The organism is Mycobacterium sp. AMU20-3851 (assembly GCF_043974665.1).
Classification (GTDB): Bacteria; Actinomycetota; Actinomycetes; order Mycobacteriales; family Mycobacteriaceae; genus Mycobacterium.
Genome location: NZ_CP146371.1, coordinates 1,273,678 through 1,291,827, shown reverse-complemented (window position 1 = coordinate 1,291,827; position 18,150 = coordinate 1,273,678). Strand labels below are relative to the sequence as shown.

Here is an 18,150-nt window from a genome sequence, read left to right as displayed (position 1 = left end):
ACGGAGAGTGAGTGACGACGTGAGAGATCTCGGGGTGTTACCCGGAGATGTCGTCGATTCCCAGCACGAAATCCATACTACGGACTGCGTCAAGCGGTTAAGTACGCACGCAAGGTCTCGGTGGTCGCGGTGATGGCTGCGGTGTCGACGTTCTCGTCGACCTTGTGCGCCAGGTTGGGATCACCGGGGCCGTAGTTGACCGCGGCGATACCCAGCGCGGCGAACCGGGCGACGTCGGTCCAGCCGTACTTGGCACGCACCTGGCCGCCGGCCGCTGCCACCAGTGCCGCGGCGGCAGGGTTGGCCAGCCCGGGTAGCGCGCCGGCAGCGGCGTCGGTGACCTCACACGACACCTCCAGCCCGGTCAGCACCTCGTGTACGTGGGCGATGGCCTGCTCGACGGTACGGTCGGGCGCGAACCGGAAGTTGACGGTCACCGAGGCGGCATCGGGAATCACGTTGCCCGCGATACCGCCGTCGATCCGCACCGCCGACAGCCCCTCCCGGTAGACACAGCCGTCGATGTCGACGCTGCGTGCCCGGTACCCAGACAGCCGGTCGAGCACCGCACCGAGTTTGTGAATGGCGTTGTCGCCCAACCAGGATCGCGCCGAATGCGCCCGGGTACCGGCCGCGCTGACGACCACTCGGATGGTGCCCTGGCAGCCGGCCTCGATGAACCCGCCGGACGGCTCACCCAGGATCGCGACGTCGGCGGACAGCCAGTCCGGCAGTTCACGTTCGATACGGCCCAGCCCGTTGGCGCTGGACTCGATCTCCTCGCAGTCGTACATCACCAGGGTGAGGTCGTGCGCGGGTTCGGCGATGGTGGCGGCCAGGTGCAGGAACACCGCGTCACCGGATTTCATGTCCGAGGTGCCGCAGCCGTACATCAGGCCCCCCTCGATCCGGCTGGGCAGATTGTCCGCAGCAGGCACCGTATCGGTGTGCCCGGCCAGCAGTACCCGCGACGGACGGCCGAAATGGGTGCGGGCCAGCACGGCATCACCGTTGCGGACGACCTCGAAGTGCGGGGCCTGGGCCCGCAGGGCGTTCTCGATCTCGTCGGCGATGCGTTGTTCGTGCCGGGACTCGCTGGGGATGTCCACCAGTGCGGCGGTCAGTGCGATCGGATCGGCGCGCAGGTCTAGGCCCATGACCCTCGAGGCTAGTCCGGTGGCAACCAACCGCGGAATCAACTCCAGTAACCTAAACCAACGTGACTGCTGCATCTGGTATCGGCCTGGCCACCATCGCCGCCGACGGAACCGTCCTGGACACCTGGTTTCCCGACCCCGAACTCACCGGTGACGGCGTGGCCGGCACCACCCGGTTGTCGGTGGCCGAGGTACCCGAGTCGCTGGCCGTCCTGACCGGACCGGACAGCGACCGTGACGTCGAGGTCGTGGCGGTGCGCACCACCATCGCGTCGCTGGACGACAAGCCGGTCGATACCTACGACGCCTACCTGCGCCTGCATCTGCTGTCGCACCGGCTTACCAAGCCGCACGAGGCCAACCTGGACGGGATCTTCGGGCTGCTGGCCAATGTGGTCTGGACCAGTTTCGGTCCCGCCGCGGTCGAGGGTTTCGAACTGGTGCGCGCAAAGCTGCGCCGCCGCGGCGCGGTCGCGGTGTACGGCATCGACAAGTTCCCCCGGATGGTCGACTACGTGATGCCGGCCGGCGTGCGTATCGCCGACGCCGACCGGGTCCGCCTCGGCGCGCACCTCGCCAGCGGCACCACCGTGATGCACGAGGGCTTCGTCAACTTCAATGCCGGCACCCTGGGCACGTCGATGGTGGAGGGCCGGATCTCTGCCGGCGTGGTGGTCGACGACGGGTCCGACATCGGCGGTGGCGCGTCGATCATGGGCACCCTGTCCGGTGGCGGCAAAGAGGTCATCAAGATCGGCAAGCGCTGCCTGCTGGGCGCGAATGCCGGCGTGGGTATTTCGCTGGGTGACGACTGTGTCGTGGAGGCGGGCCTGTACGTCACCGGCGGCACCAAGCTGAGCACGGCCGACGGTCAGACGGTAAAGGCGGCCGAACTGTCCGGATCGAACAACCTGCTGTTCCGCCGCAATTCGCTCTCGGGCGCGGTCGAGGTCGTCAAGCGCGACGGCACCGGCATCACACTCAACGAGGCCCTGCACGCCAACTAGCGGTCGGCCGCGAAACGCCGCGCGGCGGTGATTCTCGCAATGCGGCCCGGGGCGGCGGATCGCTCTGTGACGTACCCTTCCCGCACTCCTGCGCAGCCCTGGCAAATTGTTTGCCAGGGCTGACGCATTTCCGGGTCCGTCGACCCGGACGCCGTCTGGCCGACGTGCACGCTGCTCGACGTCCGAGGCGACTGCAACCAGGTCCGGTGACCTGGGCCGGCCGGCTCAGTCGGGGGCCAGGACGCAGAACTCGTTGCCCTCGGGATCGGCCAGCACCACCCAGCTCTGCTTCCCCTGGCCGATGTCGACGTGGGTGGCGCCCAGACCGATCAGCCGGGCCACCTCGGCCTGCTGATCGTCCGGGGTGAAGTCCAGGTGCAGCCGGTTCTTGCAGGTCTTGGTGTCCGGCACCGTCATGAACAGCCACGGCGGCCCGTGACCCGACGGCGGGGTCAGCAGCAGGTCCCCGTCCTCGACGATCTCACTGCGCCACCCGAGCGCCTCCGCCCACCAGGTGCCCAACGCCATCGCGTCACCGGCGTCGATGCATATCTCGTTGAGCCTCAGCGTCATAGGTCGACTCCCTCACTCGCGCCCGTCTCCGGCGTCATCGGTCGACTCCCGCACTCGCGCCCGTCTCCGGCGTCATCCGTCCCCCCAGTTCGCCAGCTGTTTCTTGAGCAGCTTGCCCATCGCGTTACGCGGCAGACTGTCCACGATGCGCACCTCACGTGGCCGTTTGTGCGCCGAAAGTTGTTCGGCGACAAAGTCGATGAGCTGCTGCGGCGCCGCATCGCCCACCACGAACGCGACGATCCGCTGCCCCAGGTCCGCATCGGGTGCCCCCACCACCGCGACCTCTTGCACTCCCGGATGGCCGAGCAGCACGGTCTCGATCTCCCCGGCACCGATCCGGTAGCCGCCGGACTTGATCAGATCCACCGACTCCCGGCCGACGATGCGATGCATTCCGTCGGCGTCGATCACCGCGACATCCCCGGTCCGGAACCACCCGTCGGGATCGAACGCCTCGGCGGTGGCGTCCGGCCGGTTCAGGTAGCCGCTGAAGTTGGTCGGGCTCTTGATCTGAAGTTGCCCAATGGATTCCCCATCGTGGGGCACCAGCGCCCCGTCGTCGTCGACCAGCCGGGTCTGCACACCCGACAGCGGCAGACCCACCCAACCCGGGCGGCGTTCCCCGTCGATGCGGGTACTGATGGTGATCAGCGTCTCGGTGCTGCCGTACCGCTCCACCGGTGCGTGCCCGGTCAGCCGGACCAGGTCCTCGAACACCGGTGTCGGCAGCGCCGCGCTTCCCGACACCAGCAGCCGGGCCGAAGACAAGGCGCCCGCCGCTTCGGCGTCCGCGGCGATACGCGACCACACCGTGGGCACACCGAAATACAGCGTGCCGCGGGCCTGCGCGTACGCCTGCGGTGTGGGTTTGCCGGTGTGCACGAACCGGTTTCCGATCCGCAGTGACCCGAGCAGCCCGAGCACCAGGCCGTGCACGTGGAACAGGGGCAGGCCGTGCACCAGGGTGTCGGCGTCGGTCCACTGCCAGGCCTGAGCCAACGCATCGATATCGGCCGCGATCGCGCGACGGCTGATCGTCACGCCCTTGGGTAGGCCGGTGGTTCCCGAGGTGTACATGATCATTGCCGCCGACTCCGGGTTGGGTTCGGCGTACCGATGCCAGGACCGGGCGTGCATCCGCACCGGGATGTGCGGCAGCCCTTCGCTTTCGGCCGGCAACTCGCCCAGCCACGCCTGGGCGCCGGAATCGCTGAGCAGGTGCGCACGTTCGGTCGCGCCGACGTCGGCCGGCACCGGCACGAATGGGACACCGGCGATCAGGCAGCCGGTGACCGCGAGCACCGTCGTCGCGGTGGGAGTGGCCAGGATCGCGACGCGACGCGCCCGCGCGACACGTTCGGCGACCGACGTCCCCGCCCCCACCAGATCGCTTCGGCTCAGCGTCACGCCGTCGATGCGCACCGCGTCGGCCAGGTCGTGGCCGGCGGCCACCGCGGCCGGGTCCAGCGAGGTCAGCAACGCCTTCAACACCCCTGCGAGGCTACTCTTACGCCATGGCCCCGATCGAGCGGATGTCCAGTCGCGAGGTGTACCGCAACAACTGGATGACGGTGCGCGAGGACGCCATCCGCCGCCCCGACGGCAGCCACGGCATCTACGGGGTGATCGACAAACCCACCTACGCACTGGTGATCGCGCGGGACGGGGACCGCTTTCACCTGGTGGAGCAGTATCGGTATCCGATCGGGTTGCGGCGCTGGGAGTTCCCGCAGGGCACCGCGCCGGGCCTGGCAGACATCGATCCGCTCGAGTTGGCCGCCCAGGAACTGCGGGAGGAGACCGGCCTGCGCGCGGAGTCACTGGTGCGGCTCGGGCAGCTCGACGTGGCACCGGGGATGAGCAGTCAGCGTGGCTGGGTGTTCCTGGCGACCGGGTTGACCGAGGGTGAGCACGACCGCGAACTCGAAGAGCAGGACATGCACAGCGCCTGGTTCACCGGATCGCAGATCGAACAGATGATCCGCGAGGGCGCCATCACCGATGCCCAGACGATCGCCGCGTGGGCGATGGTATTGCTCGCCGAACGGGACTGAACCGCCGCCCGCGTCACAATGTGGTCTCTAAGTGACGGAGCTGCCATGACGATCCGGAGTTTTGTCATACTCCGCCGCTACCGTTGTGACAGCTGATCTTGTGACTGAATAGGGAAAGGGATGTTGGTCCGTCGACTGTGTTTTGCGCTGGCAGCCGTCCTGGTCGCCGGTCTCGCTCCCATGCCCACCGCCGCCGCGGTCGGGCAGGTGTGGAACGGCCGCTACCACGTGGTGAGCTACGCATCGCAGAAAAACGGCACCAGTGTGGCCGCCCGCCAGCCCGAGGGTGATCTGAGCGCGGTGTACACCTTCTCCACTGCGTGCGCCGGGAGTAACTGCGTGGCCACCGTCCTCGACGGGCCCGCCCCGTCGAATCCCACCATCCCGCAGCCCCAGCGCTACAAGTGGACCGGCAGCAAGTGGACCTTCGCCTACAACTGGCAGTGGGAGTGCTTCCGCGGCGACGGTGTGCCCCGGGTGTTCAGCCCGGCCGAATCCTGGGTCAGCTACACCCCCCAGCCCGACGGTTCACTGGTGGGCAGCTGGTACACCGATATTCTCAGCGGTCCCTGCCGCGGCAATGTGCTGATGCCGGCCGCGGCGTTCCCGGTGCCGTAACCGTATTCACCCGGTCCGGCCGTCAGCCGAGGACGCGCACCGGAAGATGCAGCCAGCCCGAGACCGTCGGCGTGTCGACGCGCTGAGGCTGATCCCAGAGCACTTCGTAGCGAGGCATGAACTGCACCACGGCCGGGCCTTCCAGGACCAGCATGCCCGCGTCATAACCGGTCAGGCGATTGCGCGGTGGCTCGACCCCCCGAGCGCCCGAAGCTTCTGGCACCGCGCGAGCCTAACAACGCCGGCTCGGCGAACCGGCCAGTCCGACGACGTGCAGCTATCGCACGCATTGCGATGACTTCCGGTGCCGGACCCGGTCCATACCGATGACGAAAGGAGCGCATCGTGAGCGCAGAAGCCGATATCCGCGCCCTCATCACCGGCTGGGTGGACGGCATCAGAACCTGCGACCTCGAATCCGTGACGGCCGCGCACGCCCAGGACATCGTGATGTTCGACGTCCCGCCACCGTATTCGGGTGTCCGCGACATCGCGGCCTATCGCGACAGTTGGCCGCCGTTCTTCGACTTCATCCGCGGCGGTGCGACCTTCGAGCTGGTCGATCTGGACGTGGTGGCCGGTGACGACGTCGCCTTCGCGTATGCGTTGGCCCGGTGTGGCACCGAGCAGGACTTCGCGGACAACCCCGACAACCTGCTGCGGTTGTCGATCGGGTTACGCAAGACCCCCGACGGGTGGCAGGTTGTGCACGAACATCATTCGTTCTGCGACGGCAGCTAGCTCAGTCCAGCAGTGCACGCAGGAAGAACGTCAGGTTGGCCGGGCGTTCGGCGAGCCGGCGTACGAAGTAGCCGTACCACTGCGTGCCGAACGGGACGTACACCCGCACGTGGTTTCCGTCACCGGCCAGCCGCCGCTGCTCGTCGTCGCGGATGCCGTAGAGCATCTGATATTCGAAATCATCGACCCCGCGGCCGAATTCGGCGGCCAGCGCGGGCACCGCGTCGATGATCGCCGGGTCGTGCGACGCGACCATCGGATAGCCCGAGCCACCCATCAGAGTGCCCAGGCAGCGCAGATAGGCTTCGGTCACCTCGTCGGCATCCCGGTAGGCCACCGACGCCGGTTCGTCGTAGGCGCCCTTGCAGAGCCGGATCCGGGCCCCGGCGAACTCCACGCAGTCGGCCGCGGTCCGTTTCAGGTAGGCCTGCAGCACCGTGCCCAGCCAACCGAAGTCCGCGCGCAGGTCCCGCACGATCGACAGCGTCGAATCGGTGGTGGTGTGATCCTCGGCGTCGACGGTCACCCATATCCCGGCCCGCTGGGCCCGCTCGCAGATGGCCCGCGCATTCTCCAGCGCGATCTTCTCCCCGTCCCGGGGAAGCGCCTGTCCGAGCGCGGACAACTTGAGGGACACCTCCAGCGGGTGCACGGCCGTCACCGCCTCGGTGCGCGTGGACAGCGCGTCGAGTAGTCCGAGGTAGGCCTGTACGGTGGCGTCCGCCGCATCCACATCGACGACGTCCTCGCCCAGGTAGTCGATGGATACCAGCCGCCTTGTGTTGCGCAGTTGGACAACCGAATTCATCACATCGGCGGTGCTCTCCCCCGGCACGAAGCGGTGCACCACCTCCCGGGTCAGCGGTAGCCGCTCCGCGGTGCGGCGCAGCCCGTCGCGTTTGGCCGCGGCCAGGATCGCCGGCCGCGCCACCTTCTGGAAGACACCCATCGCTCAGGCCTCCATGTGCGGGTACTCGTGGCTGGTGGGCGGCACGAACGTCTCCTTGATGGAGCGGGCCGAGGTCCAGCGCAGCAGGTTCAGCAGGGAGCCGGCCTTGTCGTTGGTGCCCGAGGCGCGGGAACCGCCGAAGGGCTGTTGCCCGACGACGGCGCCGGTCGGTTTGTCGTTGACGTAGAAGTTGCCTGCGGTGTCACGCAACCGGTGCTGCGCGGTCGCCACCGCGGCCCGGTCGTCGGCGATCACCGCGCCGGTCAGGGCATATGCGGCGGTGCTGTCGACGACGCTGAGAATGTCGTCGAACTGGTCGTCGGGGTAGACGTGCACGGCCAGGATCGGGCCGAAGTACTCGGTCGAGAACGCCTCATCGGTCGGGTCGTCGGACAGCAGGACCGTGGGTCGAACGAAATATCCTTCGCTGTCGTCGTATTCGCCGCCTGCGGCGACCGTGACACCCGCGGCCCCCTTGGCTCTCTCGATCGCCGCGACGTTCTTGGCGAAGGCGCGCTCGTCGATCAGTGCACCGCCGTAGTTGGTCAGGTCGGTGACATCGCCGTAGCGCAGCGCCGCGGTCTCCGACAGGAAGTCATCACCCATCCGCTGCCAGACCGACCGCGGGATGTAGGCGCGTGAAGCCGCCGAACATTTCTGGCCCTGATAGTCGAAGGCGCCGCGGATCATGGCCGTGCGCAAGACATCCGGGTGGGCCGAGGGGTGCGCGAGGATGAAGTCCTTGCCACCGGTCTCACCCACCAGACGCGGGTAGGTGTGGTACCGGTCGATGTGGTTTCCGACCTCCCGCCACAAATGCTGGAAGGTGGCCGTCGATCCGGTGAAATGGATGCCGGCCAGCCGAGGATCGGCCAGGGCCACTTCCGAGACGGCCCGCCCGTCCCCGGTGAGCAGGTTGATCACCCCGGGCGGGAGCCCGGCCTCCTCGAGCAGGGCCATGGTGAGGTGGGCGGCGAAAGTCTGGGTGGGCGAGGGTTTCCACACCACCGTGTTGCCCATCAGCGCGGGCGCAGTGGGCAGGTTCCCGGCGATGGCGGTGAAGTTGAACGGGGTGATGGCATAGACGAAGCCCTCCAGGGGGCGGTAATCGGTGCGGTTCCATACGCCGGGGCTGCTCACCGGCTGCTGGGCCAGGATCTGCCGGGCGAACGCGACGTTGAACCGCCAGAAGTCGATGAGTTCGCAGGGGGCATCGATCTCGGCCTGATAGGCGGACTTGGATTGGCCGAGCATGGTGGCGGCGGCGATCTTCTCCCGCCACGGCCCGGCCAGCAGATCGGCGGCGCGCAGGAACACCGCGGCCCGTTCGTCGAAGGGCAGCGCCGCCCAGTCATTCTTCGCCCGCAGGGCAGCCTCGATGGCGGCGGTGGCTTCGGGCTGCTCGGCGTTGGTCAGCGTGCCCAGCACCTGGCCGTGCCGGTGCGGCGCAACGACGTCGATGCGTTCCCCGGCGCCCATCCGGTGGACCCCGCCGATGACGTGGGGCAACTCGACGGTGTCGGCGGACAGCGCGTCGAGGGCGTCGCGCAGGCGGGTGCGTTCGGCGGAACCGGGGCGGTAGTCGTGGACGGGCTCGTTGTGCGGCAACGGCACCTGGGTGATTCCGGTCAGGGCATCCATGATTGAAGGGTCCCTGTTCACGGCCCGCCAAGGATTGGCCGATCAGACAGACATCACCACACCGCTTAGTAGAATCAGCCAACATGGCGGGTGTCGGGCTGGGCCGGCTGCTCCTGGCGCTGGACGCGACGATGGTGCGGCTGATCGAGGCGCCGCGCGGCCTCGACCTGCCGGTGGCCTCGGCCGCCCTGATCGACGCCGACGACGCCCGTCTGGGGCTGGCAATCAGCGCCGGGGCCGCCGACATCTTCTTCCTGCTCGGCATCCCCGACCCCGATGCGCTGCACTGGTTCGACGGGCAGGTGCGCACCCGCGCACCCGCGGCGATCTTCGTCAAGGAACCGTCCGCGACGGTGATCGACCGCGCCACCGAGGCCGGCACCGCCGTCGTCGCGGTGGAACCGGCAGCCCGCTGGGAGCGGGTGTACCGCCTGGTCAACTACGTTCTGGAACATCACGGGGATCGCGCCGACCCACTGCACGACCCGAGCACCGACCTGTTCGGGCTGGCGCAGTCCATCGCCGACCGCACCCGCGGCATGGTGAGCATCGAGGACGCCGAATCACATGTGCTGGCGTATTCGGCGTCCAGCGATGAGGCCGACGAGCTGCGCCGGCTGTCGATCCTGGGCCGGGCCGGGCCACCCGAACACCTGCAGTGGCTGTCCCGGTGGGGCATCTTCGATGCATTGCGCGCCGGCCCGGCGGTGGTGCGGGTCGCCGAGCGCCCGGAACTCGGATTGCGGCCGCGGCTCGCGGCAGGGATCCATCGCGACGGTCAGGACCGGCACTCCCCCGGATTCGCCGGCACCATCTGGTTACAGCAGGGCTCCCAGCCGCTGGCCGACGACGCCGAGGAGGTGTTGCGGGGCGGGGCGGTGCTGGCGGCGCGCATCCTGGCCCGGTTGGCCGCGATCCCGTCGGCGCATGCCGTACTGGTCGCCGAGGCTCTCGGTCTGAGCGACGGTGCCCGGGACGTCGGCGAGCTCGCCCGCGAACTCGGGGTTCCCGTCGACGGCAAACCCACGGTCATCGGGTTCACCGGTGACTATCCCGACCCTGCGCACCTGGCCGACGTTCTGGCGTTGAGCGCCACCGCGTTTCGCTCCGACGCCCAGGTGATCGCGCACGGCTCACGGGTGTACGTGCTGTTCGCCCGGCCGGGACGCGCATCGGTGCCGTCCTGGGTGCGCGGGACCATCGCCGCCTTGCGGACCCAGCTGGGCGTCGACCTGCAAGCGGTCATCGCCTCGGCCCCGGGCGGAATGACCGCGGCCGCCGAGGCCCGCGCGGAGGTGGACCGGGTACTCGACAGCGCGGGCCGCCACCCCGGGACGCTCGCCGCAGTGACCTCGCTGGCCGAGGCCCGCACCACGGTGCTGCTCGATGAGATCCTCACCGGGATCGGCGCCGATGACCGGTTGATCGATCCCCGGGTGCGGACGCTGCGCGCCGAGGAACCGGCTCTGGCCCATACGCTGAGCGTCTTCCTGGACCGGTTCGGCGACGTCACCGCCACCGCCGAAGATCTGCATGTCCACCCCAACACGGTGCGTTACCGGGTGCGCCGCGCCGAGGCGGTGCTGGAGATCTCGTTGAGCGATCCCGACGCGCGACTGCTGCTGGCGCTCAGCCTGCGCGCCACGGCCTGAGCCGTCCACCATTCGGTTGACCCCGGAATCGACCGAGCAGTCGTCGCGCCCGGACCCCCAACGCCCGCACCATCAAGTACATGAACCAGCCCGCCGTGACCGAGCCCGCCGTCTCCGCAGCACCGCTGAGGCCGTCGTCCAACCCGTTCCTGGCCGGCAACTACGCGCCGGTACACGAGGAACTCACCGTCGCCGACCTGGACGTCACCGGGACCATCCCCGACTATCTCGACGGCCGCTATCTGCGCGTCGGGCCCAACCCGCTCAACGATCCGGACCCGGCCACGCATCACTGGTTCCTCGGGGACGGGATGGCGCACGGCCTGCGGCTGGCCGACGGCACCGCGTACTGGTACCGCAATCGCTGGGTGCGATCGGCCGTGGTGGCCCGCGCCCTCGGCGAGACCTGGAAGCCCGGCGCCCGCGGCGCGGGACTCGATTTCGCCGGTAACACCAACATCATCGGGCACGCCGGGCGGACCCTGGTGCTCACCGAAGCGGGCGCACGCCCCTACGAACTGACCGAGGACCTCGAGACTGTGGGCGGCTCGGACTTCTGCGGCACCCTCGTCGACGGCTACAGCGCGCACCCCAAGCACGACCCGGACACCGGTGAGTTGCATGCGGTGTCCTATCACCCCTTGCGCGGCAACAAGGTTCGCTATACCGTCACCGGCGTGGACGGTCGGGTCCGCCGGACCGTCGACATCGAACTCGCCGAGCAGACCATGATGCACGACTTCTCGCTGACCGAGCACTACGTGGTGCTCTACGACATGCCGGTCGTGCTGGATTTCGGCGCCGGCGCCCTCAGGCGGGCCGTGAGCCGTTTCGTCGCAACGCATTCGGCGCCCGACGCGGTGGTGCGGGCGGTGATGCGGGGATCGGAACGCACTCGGGGTGGCCTCAACGGCATGCCGTACCGGTGGGCCCCCGACAAGCAGGCGCGCGTCGGGGTCCTCCCCCGCGAGGGGCAGGCCGGCGACATCCGATGGTTCGAGGTGCCGCAGTGCTATGTGTTCCATCCACTCAACGCCTACGAGGAGGGAACGCGATTGGTGCTCGACGTCGTCACGCACCCGTCGGTGTTCACCGTCGGCACCAAGTTGTTCGACCCACCGGCGCTGGACCGCTGGACCGTCGATCTGGCCACCGGCGCTGTGTCGTCGACCCGCCTCGACGATGCCCCCCAGGAATTTCCGCGCGTCGATGAGCGCCGCGTCGGCAAGCCGCACCGCTACGGCTACACCCAGGGCAGCGTGCTGACCGCCGACGGTTCCACCCCGCGTACGCTGCTGCGCCACGACCTGCACACCGGGCAGACCCGTCGGGTGACGTTCGACCAGGACGGTGAGCCGGGCGAGTTCGTCTTCGTCCCCGCCTCGGCCGACGCCGCCGAGGACGACGGCGTGGTCATGGGATTCGTCTATCGCCGCGGCACCGACCGCAGCGATCTGGTGCTCCTCGACGCGCAGACGCTGGAAACCACGGCCGTGGTGCACCTGCCGTGCCGGGTGCCGCACGGATTTCACGGCAACTGGGTTCCCCGCACCGGTTAGCATCGGCCGATGGACAGCCGCGGGCCCGAGAACCCGACCTGGCACTGGCTGTGGGATCTGTACATCACCGCGATGTGCGGTGTCGCTGTCGCCGGTGTGCTGCTGCTCGACCATTCGGTGCCGGGCCGGTCCCCTGCCGGCGCGGTGGCCGCGCTGGCCGCGATGCTGGTGTGGCTGACCGTGGCCGGCCGGCGGGTGCCGCGACTGGGCGCGCTCGGTTGGCGCCCGCTGGGCTACGTCATCGTCGCCGTGGCGCTGTGGTGTGTGGCCATGTGGTGCGCCCCGGCGGCGGTGGCCGCGATCCCCGCGCTTTTCCCGGTGGTGTTCTCCACGCTGCCGCTGGGCACCGCGATCGGTGCGGCGGTGGCGATCGCGGTGCTTCCGCTGGTTCTGGTGCTCACGGACTCGGGGGCGGCGGCGCGGTACGTCACGGTCGCGCTGGCGGTGGCGCTGATGGGGCTGGTCACCGGACCCATCCTGGGCATCTTCATCGTCAGCTCGGTGCGGCAACGGATGGCGCTCGCCCGGCTGGTCAACGAGCTGCGCGACAGTCGGGCCGAAACCTCAAGATTGTCAAGAGAAGCCGGTGTCGCGGCCGAACGGGAGCGGCTGGCCCGGGAAATCCATGACACTTTGGCGCAGGGCTTCACCAGCATCGTCGCGTTGGCCCAGGCGATCGAGGCCGAGATCGGCACCGACCCACAGGCCGCCGCCCGGCATCTGGCGCTCGTCGAGTCGACCGCCCGGGACAATCTCGCCGAGGCGAGAACGATGGTGACCAGGCTGACGCCCACCGCACTGGACGGTGCGACGCTGCCCGCCGCGATCCGCCGGCTGTGTCTCGCATTCGAGGCCGAGACCGGAGTCTCGGTGCGCGACCGCATCGCCGAGGACACACCTTCGACAGGGATGGCCGGCGATGTGGTGCTGTTGCGCGCCGCCCAGGAGGCATTGGCCAACATCCGTCAGCACTCCGGGGCCGACGCGGTGGCCGTCACTCTGGGCAGCGACACCGACGCGGTACGACTCACGGTGTCCGACAACGGGATCGGCCTGACCGATCAACACACCGACGGTTTCGGGTTGCGCGGCATGCGATCCCGGGTGACCCAGGTCGGCGGCACGGTCACGCTGTCCGCCGGGCCCGCCGACCGCGGCCTGCGACTCGACATCGAGGTGCCGGCATGACCGCTCGGCGCGACGGGACGGTGAGCGTGCTGCTCGTCGACGATCACCCGGTGGTGCGGGAAGGGCTGCGCGGCATGATCGATGCCGAGGACGACCTGATCGTCGTCGGTGAGGCGGCCTCGGGCGCCGAGGCACAGACCTTGGCGGCCGCGCTGCGGCCCGACGTCATCCTGATGGATCTGCGGATGCCCGACGGCGACGGGGTCACCACCACCGAACGCGTCTTGGCCGATCTGCCGCAGACCCGGATCGTGGTGGTCACCACCTACGAATCCGACGCCGACATCCTGCGCGCGGTGGAGGCGGGCGCGGCGGGCTACCTGCTCAAGGACGCCTCCCGCGCCGAACTCGCGGCGGCGGTGCGGGATGCGGCCGCGGGCAAGACGGTGCTGGCGCCCTCGGTGGCCGGCCGGTTGATGGGCCTGATGCGCGAACCCGCACCGGCCGCGCTGACCGCCCGCGAGATCGAGGTGCTCACCCTGGTGGCCCGGGGTCACACCAACGCCGAGATCGGGCGCGAGCTGCACATCAGCGAGGCGACGGTGAAGACCCATCTGCTGCGGACGTTCGCCAAGCTGGAGGTGTCCGACCGCACCGCGGCGGTCACCACCGCGATGGCGCTCGGGTTACTGGGCTGACCACTGCGCCGCAGCTTCAGTTCAATCGCTGCGCCGCAGCTTCAGTTCAATCGCTGCGCCGCAGCGGCGATGCGCTCGTCGGTGGCCGTCAGCGCCACCCGCACATGCTGGGCGCCGGCCGGCCCGTAGAACTCACCGGGCGCCACCAGGATTCCGCGCTGGGCCAGCCACGCCAGGGTGTCCCGGCACGGCTCGCCGCGGGTGGCCCACAGGTACAACCCGGCTTCGGAGTGATCGATGGTGAACCCGGCCGCCTGTAGCGCCGGCAGCAGGATCGCGCGCCGCTTGGCGTAGCGCTCGCGTTGCACCGCGACGTGCTCATCGTCCTCGAGACCGGCGACCATCGCCGCCTGGACGGGTCCGGGCACCATCATCCCGGCGTGCTTGCGCACCGCCAGCAGCTCGGCCACCACGCCCGGGTCGCCCGCGACGAAGCCGGCCCGGTAGCCGGCCAGCGAGGACGTCTTGGACAACGAGTGGATGGCCAGCAGGCCGGTGTGGTCACCGTCGCAGACCGACGGGTGCAGCACCGACAGCGGTTCGGCGTCCCACGCCAACCCGAGGTAGCACTCGTCGGAGGCGACCAGCACGCCGCGTTCACGGGCCCAGCCGACCACCTTGCGCAGGTGGTCGAGACCGAGCACCTTGCCGGTCGGGTTGCTCGGCGAGTTCAGGTAGATCAGCGCGGGTGTCTGCGGCCCGATCTGGGTCAGCGAGTCCGCCGCGAGCACCGAGGCACCGGCCAGCCGGGCGCCGACGTCATACGTCGGGTACGCCAGCTCCGGGATCACCACGGTGTCACCGGCGCCCAGCCCGAGCAGGGTGGGCAGCCAGGCGATGAGTTCCTTGGTGCCGATCACCGGCAGCACCGCCGCGGGCGCCACGTCGGTGATGCCGAACCGGCGGGCCAACGCGGCGTGGATGGCGGCCCGGAGTTCGGGGGTGCCCGCGGTGGTGGGGTATCCCGGGGTGGCGCTGGCCTCGGCCAGCGCCTCCCGGATCACCGGGGCGACATCATCGACCGGTGTACCGACCGACAGGTCGACGATGCCGTCCGGATGTGCACGTGCGGTAGCGGTGACGTCTGCCAGGGTGTCCCAGGGGAACACCGGCAGCGATGCAGACTTGTGTGAGCTCACTCGCCCTTGGGCTCGAGATCCTTGATGGCCTGCGGATCGTTGTCGGTCTGGCCGACCTTCGACGCACCGCCGGGCGAACCCAGTTCGCTGAAGAAGTCCGCGTTGCTCTGGGTGTAGCTGCTCCACTGGTCCGGCACGTCATCTTCGTAGTAGATGGCCTCGACCGGGCACACCGGTTCGCAGGCGCCGCAGTCGACGCACTCATCCGGGTGGATGTACAGCATCCGGCCACCCTCGTAGATGCAATCGACCGGGCACTCTTCGATACATGCCTTGTCTTTGACGTCGACGCAGGGTTCGGCAATGACGTACGTCACTGGTGTCTCTCCTGTCCAGGGGGCTGCTGGTCGGGTTTCGTTCTGGGTCGGGACGCCTGACTGAGCATCCGCACGGGCCAGTATGAATGGCCCGAAACTGGAAGCCTGTCTAAGTGTGCCCTAACTTCACGCTCCGTCGGATCCGTCGGCGATGCGTGGTTACTGATACTAAACGTCGCAGATACATCTCGCCTAGTAGCCGGGCCCTCGTGTTTTTGTGCAACTCGTTGCATAGGACCAGCGGTACCGCCTAGGCTGCCGCCATGGCCCTTCAGCACGCCATCCTGGTGTCGCTCTGCGAGCAGCCGAGTTCGGGCTACGAACTGACCCGACGGTTCGACCGGTCGATCGGCTACTTCTGGTCGGCCACCCACCAGCAGATCTATCGCACGTTGCGGCTGATGGAGAACGACACCTGGGTGCGGGCGGAGTTGGTCGAGCAGCGCGGCCGGCCGGACAAGAAGGTCTACTCGGTGACAGCGACCGGGCATGCCGAGCTGGCCCACTGGATCGCCGAGCCGCTGGCGAGCAGAGCGAGCACCGGCTCAGGCCTTCTCGCGGACAACCGCACCCGCGACCTGGCGGTCAAGGTCCGCGCCGCCGCCCACGGCGACATCGCCGCCATCCGGGAGCAGGCCGCCGCACTACGGGCCGAACGCGCCGCCCTGCTGGACACCTACCGCGGATTCGAGAAACAGCAGTTCCCCGACCCGGCCGCCCTGACCGGGTCCGATCTGCACCAGTACCTGGTGCTGCGCGGTGGAATTCGCGCCGAAGAAGGCGCGATCGACTGGCTTTCTGAACTGTTGGAGGTGCTGTGAGCTATCCGAATCTGTTGTCCCCGTTGGATCTCGGGTTCACCACGCTGCGCAACCGGGTGATCATGGGATCGATGCACACCGGGCTGGAGGACCGGGCCCGCGACACCGGCAAGCTGGCCGCCTATTTCGCCGAACGGGCCCGCGGCGGGGTCGGCCTGATCATCACCGGCGGCTACGCGCCCAACCGGACCGGCTGGCTGTTGCCGCTCGCCGCGGAGATGCTTTCGGCGGCCGATGCGCGACGGCACCGCCGGATCACCACGGCCGTGCACGACGAGGGCGGCAAGATCGCGCTGCAGATCCTGCATGCCGGGCGCTACGCGTATCACCCGTTGTCGGTGAGCGCGTCCTCGATCAAGGCGCCCATCAACCCGTTTCGGCCGCGCGCCCTGCGTGATGTGTCCGGGACGATCTCCGACTTTGTCCGGGCGGCACTGCTGGCCCGCGACGCCGGGTACGACGGCGTGGAGATCATGGGCAGCGAGGGCTACCTGCTCAACCAGTTCCTGGCACCGCGGACCAACAAGCGTCGTGACGAGTGGGGCGGGACCCCGGAGAAGCGCCGCCGTTTCCCGGTCGAGATCGTGCGCCGGGTTCGCGAGGCGGTGGGTCCCGACTTCATCCTCGTCTACCGGATTTCGGTGGCCGACTACGTCGAGGACGGCCAGACCTGGGACGAGATCGTCGCCCTGGCAACCGAGATCGAGGCAGCCGGGGCCACGATTCTCAATACCGGGATCGGCTGGCACGAGGCGCGGGTGCCCACCATCGTCACCTCGGTACCCGGCGGTGCGTTCGTCGGCACCAGCAGCGCGCTCGCCGAGCACGTCGGGATCCCGGTGGTCGCCTCCAACCGGATCAGCATGCCCGAGGCGGCCGAGCAGATCCTCGCCGAGACGCACGTGCAACTGATCTCGATGGCCCGGCCGTTGCTGAGCGACCCCGACTGGGTGCGCAAGGCCGCCGCGGACACCGCCGATCAGATCAACACCTGCATCGCCTGCAATCAGGCCTGCCTGGATCACGCGTTCGTACACAAGACGGTGTCGTGTCTGCTCAACCCGCGGGCGGGGCACGAGACCACGCTGGTGCTCGGGCCCACACGACGGGCCCGATCGGTGGCCGTGGTCGGTGCCGGGCCGGCCGGACTCGCGGCGGCGGTGTCGGCGGCTCAGCGCGGGCACCGGGTCACGCTGTTCGAGGCCGGTTCCACGATCGGCGGGCAATTCGACTTGGCCAGAAGGGTTCCCGGTAAAGAGGAGTTCAACGAGACGGTGCGGTACTACACCCGCATGCTGGAGGTACACGCCGTCGAGGTGCGGTTGGGGGTTCGGGCGTCGGCGGATTCACTGGCGGGTTTCGACGAGGTGGTGCTGGCCACCGGTGTGAAGCCGCGCATCCCGGACATCCCCGGTGTCGACCATCCGATGGTGCTGTCGTATGCCGAGGTGCTGGCCGGCGTCCCGGTCGGTGACTCGGTGGCGGTGATCGGCGCGGGTGGCATCGGGTTCGACGTGAGCGAGTTCCTGGTGACCGACACCTCCCCCACTCTGAATCGCAAGGAGTGGCAGGCCGAATGGGGTGCCCTGGATCCTCAGCACGCGCCGTCGGTGCGCGGCGCGCTGACCACTCCCCTGCCGCTACCGCCCGCGCGGGAGGTGTTCCTGTTGCAGCGGTCCAAGGGGCCGCAGGGCCGCGGGCTGGGTAAGACCTCCGGCTGGGTGCACCGTGCGTCACTGAAAGCCAAAGGCGTGCAGCAACTGTCCGGGGTGAACTACGAGCGCGTCGACGACGACGGGCTGCACATCAGCTTCGGCGCCGACCATTCCGGGGCGCGGGTGCTGGCGGTCGACAACGTCGTGGTGTGCGCCGGCCAGGAATCCGTGCGCGATCTGGAGGACGCGCTGCTGGCTCGCGGCGTGCAGCCGCATGTGATCGGTGGCGCCTTGGTGGCCGCCGAACTGGATGCCAAGCGGGCTATCCGGCAGGGCACCGAGCTGGCCGCTCGGCTGTAGCCCCTTTCCCCGCGAACCCCTTTCCCCGCGAGCGTGCGTGTCTGCGGGCAACACACCGGGCGGCGGGCGAAGTTCGCG

The 18,150-nt window shown here is 69.0% G+C and carries 18 protein-coding genes; 10 read left to right on the top strand and 8 right to left on the bottom strand.

Going from position 1 to position 18,150, the window contains the following annotated elements; all coding sequences use genetic code 11:
- Positions 1-89: 89 nt before the first annotated feature.
- Positions 90-1,157 (bottom strand): succinyl-diaminopimelate desuccinylase, encoded by a 1,068-nt coding sequence (gene dapE / locus V4U86_RS06410; protein ID WP_395310448.1) that lies wholly within the window; start codon positions 1,155-1,157, stop codon positions 90-92.
- Positions 1,158-1,219: 62 nt separating this feature from the next.
- On the opposite strand from dapE, the gene dapD reads away from it, so the two are divergent.
- Positions 1,220-2,164: a 2,3,4,5-tetrahydropyridine-2,6-dicarboxylate N-succinyltransferase gene (dapD, locus tag V4U86_RS06405; protein WP_395310447.1), complete on the top strand. Its 945-nt coding sequence runs from the start codon at positions 1,220-1,222 to the stop codon at positions 2,162-2,164.
- 225 nt (positions 2,165-2,389) lie between these two features.
- Here dapD and V4U86_RS06400 read toward each other — a convergent pair whose 3' ends face one another.
- On the bottom strand, positions 2,390-2,737 hold the full coding sequence (locus tag V4U86_RS06400; RefSeq protein ID WP_395310446.1) for a VOC family protein: 348 nt from the start codon (positions 2,735-2,737) through the stop codon (positions 2,390-2,392).
- A 72-nt stretch (positions 2,738-2,809) separates the two neighbouring features.
- Positions 2,810-4,219: an acyl-CoA synthetase gene (locus V4U86_RS06395; protein WP_395311929.1), complete on the bottom strand. Its 1,410-nt coding sequence runs from the start codon at positions 4,217-4,219 to the stop codon at positions 2,810-2,812.
- A 35-nt stretch (positions 4,220-4,254) separates the two neighbouring features.
- Here V4U86_RS06395 and V4U86_RS06390 point away from each other — a divergent pair, with 35 nt between their 5' ends.
- A complete protein-coding gene (locus V4U86_RS06390; protein ID WP_395310445.1) occupies positions 4,255-4,794 on the top strand; it encodes an NUDIX domain-containing protein in 540 nt (179 codons plus the stop codon).
- Positions 4,795-4,914: 120 nt separating this feature from the next.
- Positions 4,915-5,412: a hypothetical protein gene (locus V4U86_RS06385; RefSeq protein WP_395310444.1), complete on the top strand. Its 498-nt coding sequence runs from the start codon at positions 4,915-4,917 to the stop codon at positions 5,410-5,412.
- Positions 5,413-5,434: 22 nt separating this feature from the next.
- On the opposite strand, the gene V4U86_RS06380 is transcribed toward V4U86_RS06385, so the two are convergent.
- The gene (locus V4U86_RS06380) at positions 5,435-5,635 is read right to left on the bottom strand and encodes a hypothetical protein (RefSeq protein WP_395310443.1); all 201 of its coding nucleotides are present in this window, start codon (positions 5,633-5,635) and stop codon (positions 5,435-5,437) included.
- Positions 5,636-5,754: 119 nt separating this feature from the next.
- Here V4U86_RS06380 and V4U86_RS06375 point away from each other — a divergent pair, with 119 nt between their 5' ends.
- The gene (locus V4U86_RS06375; RefSeq protein WP_395311928.1) at positions 5,755-6,153 is read left to right on the top strand and encodes a YybH family protein; all 399 of its coding nucleotides are present in this window, start codon (positions 5,755-5,757) and stop codon (positions 6,151-6,153) included.
- A 1-nt stretch (position 6,154) separates the two neighbouring features.
- On the opposite strand, the gene V4U86_RS06370 is transcribed toward V4U86_RS06375, so the two are convergent.
- Together V4U86_RS06370 and pruA are read right to left on the bottom strand one after the other, a co-directional pair.
- The gene (locus tag V4U86_RS06370) at positions 6,155-7,102 is read right to left on the bottom strand and encodes a proline dehydrogenase family protein (RefSeq protein WP_395310442.1); all 948 of its coding nucleotides are present in this window, start codon (positions 7,100-7,102) and stop codon (positions 6,155-6,157) included.
- A gap of 3 nt (positions 7,103-7,105) precedes the next feature.
- Positions 7,106-8,734 carry an L-glutamate gamma-semialdehyde dehydrogenase gene (gene pruA / locus V4U86_RS06365; protein ID WP_395311927.1) on the bottom strand — a complete coding sequence of 543 codons (1,629 nt, stop codon included), beginning with the start codon at positions 8,732-8,734 and terminating at the stop codon, positions 7,106-7,108.
- A gap of 92 nt (positions 8,735-8,826) precedes the next feature.
- On the opposite strand from pruA, the gene V4U86_RS06360 reads away from it, so the two are divergent.
- The 4 genes from V4U86_RS06360 (at position 8,827) to V4U86_RS06345 (ending at position 13,780) form a co-directional block, all read left to right on the top strand.
- Positions 8,827-10,395: a PucR family transcriptional regulator gene (locus V4U86_RS06360; protein ID WP_395310441.1), complete on the top strand. Its 1,569-nt coding sequence runs from the start codon at positions 8,827-8,829 to the stop codon at positions 10,393-10,395.
- 80 nt (positions 10,396-10,475) lie between these two features.
- A complete protein-coding gene (locus V4U86_RS06355; RefSeq protein ID WP_395310440.1) occupies positions 10,476-11,954 on the top strand; it encodes a carotenoid oxygenase family protein in 1,479 nt (492 codons plus the stop codon).
- A 9-nt stretch (positions 11,955-11,963) separates the two neighbouring features.
- Entirely contained in the window at positions 11,964-13,142 is a 1,179-nt protein-coding gene (locus V4U86_RS06350; protein WP_395310439.1) for a sensor histidine kinase, read from the top strand.
- A complete protein-coding gene (locus V4U86_RS06345) occupies positions 13,139-13,780 on the top strand; it encodes a response regulator (RefSeq protein WP_395310438.1) in 642 nt (213 codons plus the stop codon). Before V4U86_RS06350 ends, V4U86_RS06345 begins: the two co-directional genes overlap by 4 nt.
- A 41-nt stretch (positions 13,781-13,821) precedes the next feature.
- Here V4U86_RS06345 and dapC read toward each other — a convergent pair whose 3' ends face one another.
- Together dapC and fdxA are read right to left on the bottom strand one after the other, a co-directional pair.
- Complete coding sequence (dapC, locus tag V4U86_RS06340; protein WP_395310437.1) at positions 13,822-14,919, bottom strand: succinyldiaminopimelate transaminase; 1,098 nt, start codon at positions 14,917-14,919, stop codon at positions 13,822-13,824.
- A complete protein-coding gene (fdxA, locus tag V4U86_RS06335) occupies positions 14,916-15,236 on the bottom strand; it encodes a ferredoxin (RefSeq protein ID WP_019510504.1) in 321 nt (106 codons plus the stop codon). Before fdxA ends, dapC begins: the two co-directional genes overlap by 4 nt.
- Positions 15,237-15,499: 263 nt before the next feature.
- Here fdxA and V4U86_RS06330 point away from each other — a divergent pair, with 263 nt between their 5' ends.
- Together V4U86_RS06330 and V4U86_RS06325 are read left to right on the top strand one after the other, a co-directional pair.
- Complete coding sequence (locus tag V4U86_RS06330) at positions 15,500-16,057, top strand: PadR family transcriptional regulator (RefSeq protein WP_395310436.1); 558 nt, start codon at positions 15,500-15,502, stop codon at positions 16,055-16,057.
- A complete protein-coding gene (locus V4U86_RS06325; protein WP_395310435.1) occupies positions 16,054-18,072 on the top strand; it encodes an FAD-dependent oxidoreductase in 2,019 nt (672 codons plus the stop codon). Before V4U86_RS06330 ends, V4U86_RS06325 begins: the two co-directional genes overlap by 4 nt.
- Positions 18,073-18,150: the final 78 nt, after the last annotated feature.

What these genes read in the sequence shown, in the direction of transcription:
- V4U86_RS06360 (WP_395310441.1), top strand. Translation starts at nt 8,827, where the DNA reads ATGGCGGGTGTCGGGCTGGGCCGGCTGCTCCTGGCGCTGGACGCGACG.
- V4U86_RS06400 (WP_395310446.1), bottom strand. Translation starts at nt 2,737, where the DNA reads ATGACGCTGAGGCTCAACGAGATATGCATCGACGCCGGTGACGCGATG.
- V4U86_RS06385 (WP_395310444.1), top strand. Translation starts at nt 4,915, where the DNA reads ATGTTGGTCCGTCGACTGTGTTTTGCGCTGGCAGCCGTCCTGGTCGCC.
- V4U86_RS06370 (WP_395310442.1), bottom strand. Translation starts at nt 7,102, where the DNA reads ATGGGTGTCTTCCAGAAGGTGGCGCGGCCGGCGATCCTGGCCGCGGCC.
- V4U86_RS06390 (WP_395310445.1), top strand. Translation starts at nt 4,255, where the DNA reads ATGGCCCCGATCGAGCGGATGTCCAGTCGCGAGGTGTACCGCAACAAC.
- dapE (WP_395310448.1), bottom strand. Translation starts at nt 1,157, where the DNA reads ATGGGCCTAGACCTGCGCGCCGATCCGATCGCACTGACCGCCGCACTG.
- V4U86_RS06355 (WP_395310440.1), top strand. Translation starts at nt 10,476, where the DNA reads ATGAACCAGCCCGCCGTGACCGAGCCCGCCGTCTCCGCAGCACCGCTG.
- V4U86_RS06345 (WP_395310438.1), top strand. Translation starts at nt 13,139, where the DNA reads ATGACCGCTCGGCGCGACGGGACGGTGAGCGTGCTGCTCGTCGACGAT.
- V4U86_RS06350 (WP_395310439.1), top strand. Translation starts at nt 11,964, where the DNA reads ATGGACAGCCGCGGGCCCGAGAACCCGACCTGGCACTGGCTGTGGGAT.
- V4U86_RS06330 (WP_395310436.1), top strand. Translation starts at nt 15,500, where the DNA reads ATGGCCCTTCAGCACGCCATCCTGGTGTCGCTCTGCGAGCAGCCGAGT.